General features: G+C 59.3%; 4 protein-coding genes and 2 pseudogenes. 1 reads left to right on the top strand and 5 read right to left on the bottom strand.

Annotated features, from left to right (window positions below):
• Nucleotides 1-89: 89 nt before the first annotated feature.
• From pepF to OGM67_00910, 4 genes and pseudogenes are all read right to left on the bottom strand, one after another.
• Nucleotides 90-1,892: an oligoendopeptidase F gene (pepF, locus tag OGM67_00925; GenBank protein UYJ34937.1), complete on the bottom strand. Its 1,803-nt coding sequence runs from the start codon at nucleotides 1,890-1,892 to the stop codon at nucleotides 90-92.
• Nucleotides 1,893-2,054: 162 nt separating this feature from the next.
• On the bottom strand, nucleotides 2,055-2,405 hold the full coding sequence (locus OGM67_00920) for an arsenate reductase family protein (protein UYJ36170.1): 351 nt from the start codon (nucleotides 2,403-2,405) through the stop codon (nucleotides 2,055-2,057).
• A gap of 118 nt (nucleotides 2,406-2,523) precedes the next feature.
• Nucleotides 2,524-6,124 (bottom strand): annotated as a pseudogene (rpoC, locus tag OGM67_00915) (DNA-directed RNA polymerase subunit beta').
• A 53-nt stretch (nucleotides 6,125-6,177) separates the two neighbouring features.
• Nucleotides 6,178-10,000: pseudogene (locus OGM67_00910) on the bottom strand (DNA-directed RNA polymerase subunit beta).
• A gap of 453 nt (nucleotides 10,001-10,453) precedes the next feature.
• Between OGM67_00910 and OGM67_00905 the strand changes: the two are divergent.
• Entirely contained in the window at nucleotides 10,454-11,092 is a 639-nt protein-coding gene (locus OGM67_00905; protein UYJ34936.1) for a DUF6198 family protein, read from the top strand.
• Between the two features lie 89 nt (nucleotides 11,093-11,181).
• Here OGM67_00905 and OGM67_00900 read toward each other — a convergent pair whose 3' ends face one another.
• Entirely contained in the window at nucleotides 11,182-12,564 is a 1,383-nt protein-coding gene (locus tag OGM67_00900) for a sodium-dependent transporter (GenBank protein ID UYJ34935.1), read from the bottom strand.
• Nucleotides 12,565-12,567: the final 3 nt, after the last annotated feature.

Here is a 12,567-nt window from a genome sequence, read left to right as displayed (position 1 = left end):
CGCTCATGTAAGGTGAACAGGCGCCTGCCGGAGGGTTGCGGGCCGCACATGTGCGGTCCCCGCATCTCTACCCGGTTGCAGGGACAGGCTTACTGCAGCTTCGCCAGTGTTGCCTCGGCGTCATCCAGAATGCGCTCAAACTTCTCAAGAGCCGCATCGACCGGCGCAGGGGTGGCCAGATCCACGCCAGCATGGCGCAGCTCATCCAGCGGATAGGCGCTGCCGCCCATCGACAGGAACTCCTTGTAGCGCTTGACGGCAGGCTCGCCCTCCTTCAAAATACCCTCGGACAGTGCCACTGCCGTGGAGTAGCCGGTCGCATACTTATAGACATAGAAGGGACGGTAGAAGTGCGGGATGCGGGCCCACTCATACTGGATCTCCTCATCAATGACCATATCCTCGCCGAAGTAATCCATGACCAGACGCTTGTACAGCTCGTTCAGGGCGGCGGCGTTCAGCGCCTCGCCGCGCTCGACCATCGCATGTGCCTCGCGCTCAAATTCAGCAAACATCGTCTGGCGGTAAACGGTCCCCTTGAAGTTCTCGAGGTACTGGTTCAGCAGATAGAGGCGGGTCTGGGGGTCATTCTCGTTCTGGAGCAGCTGCTCGATGAGCAGGTTTTCGTTGACGGTGGAGGCAACCTCCGCCACAAAGAGGGTATAGTCCGCGTACTGCGGCGGCTGATGCTGGCGGGAGCGCCAGCTGTGGATGGTGTGGCCCATCTCATGCGCCAGCGTGGAAACGCTGTCCAGCGTACCGCTGAAGTTGAGCAGGATATAGGGGTTGGAGTCATAGCAGCCGCCGGAGTAAGCGCCGCCGCGCTTGCCGCGGTTGGGGTAGACATCGATCCAGCGCTCGGCGTAAGCCTTGCGGACAGTCTCCTGATAGTCCTCCCCCAGCGGTGCGACTGCCTTCAGCACCATCTGCTGTGCCGTCTCATAGCTGTAGGTCTTTTTCAGATCGCCGACCAGCGGTGCATAGACATCGTAGAAGTGCAGCGCGTCCACACCCAGCATCTTTTTGCGCAGGCGGACATAGCGGTGCATGGCCGGCATGTGCTTGCGCACCGTTGCGACCAGATTGTCGTAGACCTCAACCGGCACATTTTCCCCCGCCATCGACATAGCACGGGAGGACGGATAGCTGCGGGCTGCGGCCTCGGCTGCCGCTGCCTTGACAGCGCCGGAGTAGGACGCAGCAAAGGTGTTGATGTGCTGGCGATAGCTCTTGTAGTAGCTGTGGAAGGCATTCTCGCGCAGGGTGCGGTCGGTGCTCATCTCAAGCGGCACAAAGTTGGAGCCGGTGACCTCCACGGTCTCCCCCTCCCCGTTCTTGACTGCATCGAACACCATGTCGGCATCCTCGAGATTGTGGTAGATCTCAGACGGCGCGGACATGACCTCGCCGAAGCTGGCCAGCAGCTTTTCCTCGGCCTTGGTCAGGGTGTGCGGCTTGCTGCGCAGCAGGTCCTCCAGATTGAATTTGTACTCTGCGACTGCGGGGTCGTTGACGATGGCCGCCAGCTTGTCCTCGGGCAGGCTCAGGATCTCGGGCTGGGCGAAGGACAGCGCCGTGACCATCTTGACATATTTGCTGCCAACGCGGGCATACATGCTCTGGGCGGCGTTATCGCGGGTGTCCTCATCGTGGCGCTGCGAGGCATAGCAATAGAGGCGCTCCACCTTGCGGCTCACCTCGGTGGAGGCGTCGAGATAAGCCCCGATCGTGACAGCATCGCTCAGCTTGCCTGCAAAGGCAGACAGACTCTCGATGTCAGCATCCAGACTTTCCAGCGCAGCCTCCCATGCAGCGTCGCTCTCATACATCGGCGTCAGATCCCACTGGAACTGCGGGTCCAGCTCACTGCGCTCTTTCAAAATTTCAGCCATTGTGTTCTCCTTATTAAAAAATTTTATTATGCAGAGGATGCAGGGCGAACATTATTCGCCCGCAGTGCGCGGCAACGGCAAGGCAGGGGCGGATTCCATATCCGCCCGGAAACTGGCGGCAAGCGCCGGGTTCCGCGCGCGGGCAATGTCCGCCCCTACAGGTCACAGAAGAGCCTTTTCCCACTCAGCGGGCTTGAATCCGGGCAGGACGAAATCATCGCCCACCAGCAGCGGGCGCTTGACCAGCATACCGTCCGAGGCCAGCAGGGCGATCTGCTCCTCCTCGCTCATAGCGGGCAGCTTATCTTTCAGGCCCAGATTTTTGTAGACAAGGCCGCTCGTATTAAAGAACCGCTTGATGGGCAGGCCGCTCGCAGCGATCCATGCCCGCAACTCGTCAGCGGTAGGGTTGTCCTCTTTAATATGGCGGGCGGTGTAGACAATGCCGTGTTCATCCAGCCATTTTTTGGCTTTCTGGCAGGTGGAACACGGCGGATACTGCAGGAACAGCATAGTTTCACTCCCCTTTGCTTTGTCCATTCATTATAACTCGCCTGCGTGTGTGTGTCAATCACGGACGGTATGCAAAAAAGGATTCCCGCCGTGGCGGCGGGAATCCTTTGCGGTTTATTTAGTGGTCGTAAGCAGCCTCAGCGGCATCGCGGGCGATCTCCGCCTGCACAAGCTCCTCCTCGACCTCCGGCAGACCAGTGCCGGCGGGGATGAGCTTACCGATGATGACATTCTCCTTCAGGCCGGCCAGCGGGTCAATCTTGCCCTTGATGGCAGCCTCGGTCAGGACACGGGTGGTCTCCTGGAAGGAAGCAGCGGACAGGAAGGAGTCGGTAGCCAGGCTGGACTTGGTGATGCCCAGCAGGACCTGGCTGGCCTGAACCAGCTTCAAATCGGTCTCACCGGCATCAATACGGGCCTGAATCTCCTCGTTCTTGATCATGACATCGCGGCGGTTCACGATGCTGCCCATGATAAAGTCGCTGGAGCCGGAATCCTCGATACGGACCTTGCGCATCATCTGGCGGACGATGACCTCGATATGCTTATCGTTGATGTCAACGCCCTGCAGACGGTAGACCTTCTGGACCTCGCTGATCAGGTAGTTCTGGGTGGCGATAGCGCCTTGAATCGCCAGAATATCCTGCGGGTAGGCATGGCCCTCGGTCAGCAGTGCGCCCTTGGCGACCTCGTCGCCTTCCATGACCTTGAGACGCTGACCGAAGGGGATCAGGTAGCTCTTGGTGATGGGTGCGCCGTTCTCGTCCACGCCGTTGATCTCGGCATGGCGGGTCTTTTTGGTATCGTCAATGTGGACGGTACCGGCGATCTCGGACATGATGGCCATCGCCTTCGGGCGGCGGCTCTCAAACAGCTCCTCAACACGGGGAAGACCCTGTGTGATATCTTCGGCCGATGCGATACCGCCGGTATGGAAGGTACGCATGGTCAGCTGGGTGCCGGGCTCGCCGATGGACTCAGCGGCGATGATGCCGACAGACTCACCGACCTTGACGCACTGGCCGTTGGACATGTTGGAGCCGTAGCAGCGTGCGCAGACGCCCACATGGGCGCGGCAGGTCATGACGGAGCGGATCTCCAGCTCGGTGATGCCGGCGTTGACGACCTTCTCGGCGTCAAACATATCCATCATCTTATCCTTGCTGACGAGCAGCTCGCCCGTGGCGGGATCGTGCACATCATGCAGGGAGTAACGGCCGTTCAGACGCTCCTTGAAGCTCTCGACAACAGAGTTGCCCTCGCTGATCTCGCGGACCCAGATGCCCTCGGTCGCGTGGCAGTCCTCCTCGCGGATGATGACCTCCTGAGAGACATCAACCAGACGGCGGGTCAGATAACCGGAGTCCGCAGTACGCAGAGCGGTATCGGCCAGACCCTTACGGGCGCCTCGAGAGGAGATGAAGTATTCCAGAATATTCAGGCCTTCACGGTAGTTGGCGCGGATAGGCATTTCCAGCGTCTTGCCGGCCGTGTTGGCCAGCAGGCCGCGCATACCGGCCAGCTGCTTGATCTGGTCCATAGAACCACGGGCACCGGAATCGGACATCATATAGATGGGGTTGCGCTGGTGGTTCTTCTTCAGGTTGTCGCTCAGAGCATCGGAGACTTCCTCGGTGGCGGCCTGCCAGATCTCAACGGTCTTGCGGTAGCGCTCCTCATCGGAGATCAGGCCGCGGTTGAAGTTCTTCATGACCTTCTCGATCTTCTTATCGGCAGCAGCCAGAATAGCGGGCTTTTCCTCGGGCATGATAGCATCGGGGACAGCGACCGTGATGGCGGACAGGGTGGAGTACTTGTAGCCCTGTGCCTTGATCTGATCCAGCATCATGGCGCAGGTCTTGGTGCCGTGCTTCGTCAGGCAGCGGCTGATGATGTCGGGCAGGCCCTTCTTCGTCAGCTTGTCGCTCTTGCCGCCGGAGGCGATCTTGAGGGTGCGGGGGTTCATCTCATAGTCGAACTTCGTAGCCGGGTCGGTACGATCGACATAGCCCAGATCCTGCGGGATCGGGTTGTTGAAGATGATCTGGCCCATCGTGGTATCGACCAGACCGGTCTCCTCCACGCCGTCAAAGGTCATGGTGCGGCGCACCTTAATGGGTGCCTGCAGGGTGATCAGACCCTCGGAGTACGCCATCATGGCCTCGGCCTCATCGCGGAAGACCTTGCCGTGGCCCTTATCCTCGGGGTTGACGAGGGTCAGGTAGTAGCTGCCCAGAATCATATCCTGCGTGGGCACGGTGACGGGCTCGCCGTCAGAGGGCTTCAGCAGGTTGCCGGAGGCCAGCATCAGCATCTTGGCTTCGCGCTGTGCCTCGGTGGACAGGGGCAGATGGACAGCCATCTGGTCGCCGTCAAAGTCAGCGTTGAAGGGGGTGCAAACCAGCGGGTGCAGCTTGATGGCACGGCCCTCGACCAGCACCGGCTCGAACGCCTGAATGCCCAGACGGTGCAGCGTAGGCGCACGGTTCAGCAGGACGGGGTGGCCCTTGATGACGGTCTCGAGAGAATCCCAGACCTCGGGGCGGGCGCGCTCGACCATCTTGCGGGCAGACTTGATGTTGTTGGCCTTCTCCTTCTCGACCAGATCCTTCATGACGAAGGGCTTGAACAGCTCGAGGGCCATCTCCTTCGGCAGGCCGCACTGATACATCTTCAGCTCGGGGCCGACAACGATAACGGAACGGCCGGAGTAGTCAACACGCTTGCCCAGCAGGTTCTGGCGGAAGCGGCCCTGTTTGCCCTTGAGCATGTCGGACAGGGACTTCAGCGCACGGTTGTTGGCACCGGTGACCGGGCGGCCGCGGCGGCCGTTGTCGATCAGGGCGTCCACAGCCTCCTGCAGCATACGCTTCTCGTTGCGGACGATGATGTCGGGGGCACCCAGCTCCAGCAGGCGCTTCAGACGGTTGTTGCGGTTGATAACGCGGCGGTACAGATCATTCAGGTCGGAGGTCGCAAAGCGGCCGCCGTCCAGCTGCAGCAGGGGGCGCAGATCCGGCGGAATGACGGGGATAACCGTCATAATCATCCACTCGGGGCGCTGGTTGCTCTCGAGGAAGCTCTCCACGCACTCCAGACGCTTGAGCAGACGCACGCGCTTCTGGCCGTTGGCATGCTCAAGCTCCTCACGCAGCTCCTTGCTCAGCTTGTCGAGGTCGATCTCGGCCAGCAGCTTCTGGATCGCCTCAGCGCCCATGCTGGCTTCAAACGTATCCTCGTACTTTTCACGCATCTCCTTGTACTCACGCTCGGTCAGCAGCTGCTTTTCTCCAGCGGGGTGAAGCCGGGGTCAGTGACAATGTAGTTGGCGAAATACAGGACCTTGTCCAGCTGACGGGGGCTGATGTCCAGCATCAGGCCGATGCGGCTGGGAATGCCCTTGAAATACCAGATGTGCGAGACAGGTGCAGCCAGCTCAATGTGGCCCATGCGCTCACGGCGGACCTTGGCGCGGGTGACCTCGACACCGCACTTGTCGCAGATCTTACCCTTGTAGCGGATGCGCTTGTACTTGCCGCAGTGGCATTCCCAGTCCTTGGTAGGTCCAAAAATGCGCTCGCAGTACAGGCCGTCGCGCTCCGGCTTCAGGGTGCGGTAGTTGATGGTTTCGGGCTTGGTGACCTCGCCGTAGCTCCAGGCACGGATCTGGTCCGGGGAGGCAAGGCCGATCTTATCGAATCGAATTCTTTATTTTCCATTCAGCGAACCCTCTCAAATTCAATATGACACACGATACACTCGATCAATTCGATCAATCGTCGAAGGAATCGGACTCGATCGCGGCGAGGTCGTCAGCCGTGGGGCCGGCATCCTCATCCAGATCATCGTCAAAGCCCTCGTCGGCATCCTTGACGCTGTAGTCGTCCTGCAGCTCACTCTCGACCATGACATTATCGCCCAGGTCGTAGTCGTTGTTCTCAAAGCTGCTGTCATCGTCGTCAAACTCCTGACGCATATCGACGGCGTTGCCTTCCTTATCCTGCACAACGATATCCAGACCAAGGCTCTGCAGCTCCTTGAGCATAACGCGGAAGCTCTCGGGATACCGGGGCGCGGGATCGGCTCGCCCTTGACGATGGCCTCGTAGGTCTTGACACGGCCCACGACATCGTCGGACTTGATGGTCAGAATCTCCTGCAGGGTGTAGGCGCGCCGTAAGCTTCCAGCGCCCAGACTTCCATCTCGCCGAAGCGCTGGCCGCCGAACTGTGCCTTGCCGCCCAGAGGCTGCTGGGTGACCATGGAGTAGGGCGGTGGAGCGGGCGTGGATCTTATCATCGACCAGATGATGCAGCTTGAGGTAGTACATATAGCCTACCGTGACCTTGTTGGGGAACTGCTCGCCGGTACGGCCGTCATACACGGTGGTCTTGCCGTCATCGGTCAGATCGATCTTGGAGAAGTCAATGACATGGCCCTTCTCGCCATCAGACGATCGAGGTGGGTCGGGTACTCGGGGGCGTTCTCGCCGTGCCACTTCTCGCGGGCCTCGGCGAAGCAGTCGCGCAGGTCAGACTCGTGGGCACCGTCAAAGACGGGGGTCTGGACCTTCCAGCCCAGCGCCTTGGCGACATAGCCGAGGTTGACCTCCAGAACCTGACCGATGTTCATACGGGAGGGAACGCCAGGGGGGTTCAGCACGATGTCCAGCGGGGTGCCATCGGGCAGGAAGGGCATATCCTCCTGCGGCAGGATGCGGGAGACAACACCCTTGTTGCCGTGACGGCCTGCCATCTTATCGCCAACGCTGATCTTGCGCTTCTGGGCAATATAGCAGCGCACGCACATGCGCACGCCGGGCTGCAGCTCATCGCTGTTCTCGGGAGTAAAGACCTTGACATCGACCACGATGCCGTAGGCGCCGTGGGGCACACGCAGGGAGGTATCGCGGACCTCGCGGGCCTTCTCACCGAAGATGGCGCGCAGCAGGCGCTCCTCGGCGGTCAGCTCGGTCTCACCCTTCGGGGTGACCTTGCCGACAAGGATGTCGCCCGTCTTGACCTCGGCGCCGACGCGGATGATGCCGCGGTCGTCCAGATCCTTCAGTGCATCATCGCCGACGTTCGGGATATCGCGGGTGATCTCCTCGGGTCCGAGCTTGGTGTCGCGGGCCTCGGTCTCATATTCTTCAATGTGGATGGAGGTGTAAACATCCTCGCGGACGAGCTTCTCGTTCAGCAGAACGGCGTCCTCGTAGTTGTAGCCCTCCCAGGTCATGAAGCCGACCAGAGCGTTCTTGCCCAGACTGATCTCACCGTTGCGGGTGGCGGGGCCATCGGCCAGCACATCGCCGGTCTTGACGGCATCGCCGACATTGACGATGGGGCGCTGGTTGTTGCAGTTGCCCTGGTTGGAGCGCATGAACTTGATCAGCTCATAGGTATCGGCAGAGCCGTCGGCGCAACGGACAACGATCTTGTCGGCGTCAACATACTCGACCGTGCCGTCATGGGCGGCCAGCACGCAGACACCGGAGTCGGTGGCGGCCTTATACTCCATGCCGGTAGCGACAATGGGCTGCTGGGTGACCATCAGAGGCACAGCCTGACGCTGCATGTTGGAGCCCATCAGGGCACGGTTGCAGTCATCGTTCTCGAGGAACGGGATGCAGGCCGTAGCCACAGAGACCATCATGCGGGGAGAAACATCCATAAAGTCGACCTGAGAGGCCTCAAACTCCTGAATGTCGTTGCGGTGGCGGCCGGAAACACGGCTGCGGACAAAGCGGTTGTTCTCGTCCAGCGGCTCGTTGGCCTGCGCAACAATATACTCGTCCTCCTCGTCGGCAGTCATATAGACGACCTCATCGGTGACGATGCCGGTGGCCTTGTCAATGCGGCGGTAAGGTGCCTCCACAAAGCCGTACTTGTTGATCTTGGCGTAGGTAGCCAGATAGGAGATCAGACCGATGTTCGGGCCTTCAGGCGTCTCGATGGGGCACAGACGGCCGTAGTGGGTGTAGTGAACGTCGCGGACCTCGAAACCTGCGCGGTCACGGGACAGACCGCCGGGGCCCAGAGCGGACAGACGGCGCTTGTGGGTCAGCTCGGCCAGAGGGTTGTTCTGGTCCATGAACTGAGACAGCGGGCTGGAACCGATGAACTCCTTGATAGCGGCCACAACCGGGCGGATGTTGACCAGACTCTGCGGGGTGATCTTTTCGCCGTTCTCCTGATTCTGCAGGGTCATGCGCTCACGGATGACGCGCTCCATGCGGGAGAAGCCGATGCGGAACTGGTTCTGCAGCAGCTCACCAACGCTGCGGACACGGCGGTTGCCCAGATGGTCGATCTCATCGGTCACGCCGATGCCGTGGTCCAGACCCAGCAGATAGTTGACAGAAGCAAAGATGTCGTCAACGGTGACAGTGCGGCTGATCAGAACATCGTGGTTCTGGCGCAGCAGCTCCTTCTGCTCCTCCACATCGGAGGTGGTGTCGAGGATCTTGCGGATCTCGGCGAAGTTGGCGCGCTCGTTGACGCCGGCCTCCTCCTCAACATTGAAGCTGAAGAAGTTCTGGGCATCGACACAGCCGTTGGAGATGACGATGAAGGGATGAGGCTCCTCACCCTTGTGCTCGACCAGAATGACCACGCGGGTAACACCGGCGGCATCGATCTCCTCGGCCTTGGCCATGTTGATCTTCTCGCCCTTGGCGGCCAGCAGCTCGCCGGTCAGGGGGGCGATGATATCCTCAGCCGCCTTGTAGCCGGCGATGCGGCGGGTCAGGCTGAGCTTATTGTTCATCTTGTAGCGGCCGAAGCGGGCCAGATCGTAACGGCGCGGGTCAAAGAACAGGTTGTTCAGATGTGCGCGGGAGTTCTCGACCGTCGGAGGCTCGCCGGGGCGCAGCTTGCGGTAGACCTCGAGCAGGCCTTCCTCGGTGTTGTGGGTGATATCCTTCTCGAGGGAGGCGTTGATCTTCGGCTCGGAATCGCCGAAGAATTGCTTGATCTGGTCATCCGTGGACAGGCCCAGCGCACGCAGCAGCGTGGTGACGGGCAGCTTGCGGTTCTTATCGATGCGGACATAGTACACATCGGAGGAATCGGTCTCATACTCCAACCATGCGCCGCGGTTGGGGTTCATGGTGGCGGTGAACAGATCCTTGCCGGTACGGTCCTTGCTGGAACCGTAGAAAACGCCGGGAGAACGGACCAGCTGAGAGACGATCGCGCGCTCTGCACCGTTGGAGATGAAGGTGCCGGCATCAGTCATGAGCGGGAAGTCGCCCATGAAGATCTCCTGCTCCTGCACCTCGCCGGTCTGCTTGTTCAGCAGGCGGGCCGTGACATACAGGGGTGCCGCATATGTGGCATCCCGCTCTTTGCATTCTTTAATAGAATACTTGGGGTTCTTGTCCAGCCGGTAATCGACAAACTCCAGCACCAGATTGCCGGTGTAGTCCTCGATCGCGGCAATGTCGTGAAAGACCTCGTGCAGGCCCTCCTCCAGGAACCAGTTGTAAGAGTTTTTCTGGATCTCGATCAGATTGGGCATGCCAATCACTTCGTTGATGCGGGAAAAGCTCATGCGGGTCGTTCTGCCGTTTTGTACGGGCTTGACCTTAACCATAAAACGCGACCACTCCTATTCCATAGATTGACAAAGTTGGCGAAAGCCGCCCGAAAAAGCGTTGTGAAAGGTAGGCATATTCGTCATTTTTCACAAACTTTTCAATTTCACTGTTTTTGCGAAATCTCTTTAGGGCGCTCTATTCCATTTTTGTGATACTGTACCAGTATACAGGGAAAAAGGCTTGCTGTCAAGGGTTTTTCAGCTTTTTTATGAAGTTTTTTGCCCGCATCGAACGCCCGGGCGGGTGTAACAAAATTTCAGCACTTTGCTGATTTTGCACCGTCCGCCCGCACTTGACAAATTCAGCAAAGCCGATATGTACCCCCGCTTTCAGCAGTTTTCACAAGGATCGCCGACAGTTTTTAGAGAGGTTTACCCTTGACAAGCAGGTGTTTTTTACGACATAGTTATAGTACTATTTCTCATTCTATAAAGATTGGATGTTTTGACATGAGCATTTTGGAGCAGAAAATCAGCGCACGGCGCATCTTAGGCATGATCGCGGGCGTCGTCATCATCGGCATCGGCATTGCAGTTTTCAAGTTCTCCCATCTGGGCAACGACTCCATCAGCGCACTGAATCTGCGGTTGGCTGAGCTGGCCGGCCTGCCATTCAGTATTGAGAATGTGCTTATGAACCTGTTTCTGTTTGTGCCGCAGCTGATTTGGGGGCGGCGGTACATTGGGCTGGGCACCATCATCAACAGCTTTTGCATCGGCTTCATTGTCACCTTCACGAGCAATGCGATGACGGCGGCCTTCGGCTCTGCCGACACCCTGCCCGTCCAGCTGTTCTGGGTGGCTGTCGGCGTGTTGGTCGTGGCCTTCGGGTGTTCGCTGTACCAGACAGCGGATTTGGGCGTTGCACCCTATGACGCGCTTTCGCTGATGATGTCCGACCGGCTGCCGCTCCCCTACTTCGGCTGCCGCGTGTTTACCGATGCACTGTGCGCCCTGCTTGCCTATCTGCTGGGCGGGCTGATCGGGTTGGGCACGCTGATTTGCGCGTTCGGACTCGGACCGTTTGTGCAGTTTTTCACGAAGCATTTTTCGGAGAAGGTTTTGCGGTACAGCCCAGCGAAAAAGTAAGCGGCTGTGGAAACGCTCCCGGGGCATCGAGGACGCCGACCTCTACAACGAGAAAAGCCTTCCCCCTGTGGGGGAAGGCTTTTTTATTTTCACATCTTGATAATCCCAAACGCGTTGGCAACCGAGCTTGCCAGAATGACGGCGGCGAAGATCGGGCAGAGCCAGCGGATCATGAAACGGAACACCTTTTTGCGGCGGAAGGGCTGGCCATCCAGCTCAACCTCCTCCTCAATGCGCTCCACGCCGATCACGCGGGAGACCAGCAGGCAGGTGGCGATAGCCGCGATCGGCATCATGACTGAGTTGGTCAGGAAGTCGAAGAAGTCGAGGAACTGCATGCCGATGACCGTCACACCGGCCAGCGGGCCGTAGCCGAGGCTGGACAGCGTGCCGAGCGCGACCATGATCACGCCGACCAGCACCGTGGAGCGCTTACGGCTCCAGCCCAGCTCATCCTCAAAGGTCGAGACGGCGCTCTCAGTCAGGGCAATCGAGCTGGTAACCGCCGCAAACAACACCAGCAGGAAGAACAGCACGCCGACCACCGTGCCCAACCCCATGCTGGCAAACACCTTGGGGATCGTGATGAACATCAGGGCCGGGCCGGCCTGCAGCGTATCCGGGTCCCCACCGGAGAAGGCAAACACCGCGGGAATGATCATCAGACCTGCCATGATGGCGATGGCCGTGTCAAAGATCTCGACATTCTGGGTGGATTCCTCGATGGCGACATCCTTTTTCATGTAGGAGCCAAAGGTCACAAGGATGCCCATAGCGATCGAGAGTGAGTAGAACATCTGGCCCATTGCCGCAACGACCGTCATCCATGAGAAGTTGGCCGGGTTGGGCACCAGAAAGTACTTCACACCGGCGAGCGCGCCGGGCCGCGTTACCGAGTAGGCCGCGATCACGACCGACAGCACGACCAGCACCGGCATCATAAGCCTGGAAACGCGCTCCACGCCGTTGCGCACACCCGCAAAGATGATGCCCAGCGTGAAGATTGCAAAGAGCAAAAAGCAGAGCTCTGCGGAGGCACCGTCCGCAATAAAGGTGCTGAAGTAGCCATCCGCAGCCACCCCCTGCGCATTGCCGCGCAGGTACTCAAACAGATATTTGATGACCCAGCCGCCGATGACCGAGTAGTACGGCACGATCAGCACCGGAATGATGGCGTTGATCCAGCCGCCAAAGCCGAGAAAGCCGTTTTTGCGGCCCTTGCCCGCAAACGAGGCATACGCACCGACCGGGCTTTTGCCGGTCATGCGGCCGAGCGCTGTCTCGGCCATGATCATGCTGTAGCCAAAGGTCAGCGCCAGCACGATGTAGATCAGCAGGAAGATGCCGCCGCCGTATTTGGCTGCCAGATACGGAAAACGCCAGATGTTGCCCAAGCCCACCGACGCACCGGCCGCCGACAGCACAAAGCCGATCTTGCCGGAAAATGAGCTTCTGTTTTGTTTTTGTTCCATGAT

The sequence above is a fragment of the Oscillospiraceae bacterium genome, from assembly GCA_025757985.1.
In the GTDB taxonomy this organism is placed as follows: Bacteria; Bacillota; Clostridia; order Oscillospirales; family Ruminococcaceae; genus Gemmiger.
Note: the sequence above shows the minus strand (reverse complement) of the source record. Positions and strands in the feature narration are given on the sequence as shown.

Excerpts from the sequence above, each read along its gene's own strand:
- pepF (UYJ34937.1), bottom strand. The coding sequence starts at position 1,892 with ATGGCTGAAATTTTGAAAGAGCGCAGTGAGCTGGACCCGCAGTTCCAG.
- OGM67_00920 (UYJ36170.1), bottom strand. The coding sequence starts at position 2,405 with ATGCTGTTCCTGCAGTATCCGCCGTGTTCCACCTGCCAGAAAGCCAAA.
- OGM67_00905 (UYJ34936.1), top strand. The coding sequence starts at position 10,454 with ATGAGCATTTTGGAGCAGAAAATCAGCGCACGGCGCATCTTAGGCATG.
- OGM67_00900 (UYJ34935.1), bottom strand. The coding sequence starts at position 12,564 with ATGGAACAAAAACAAAACAGAAGCTCATTTTCCGGCAAGATCGGCTTT.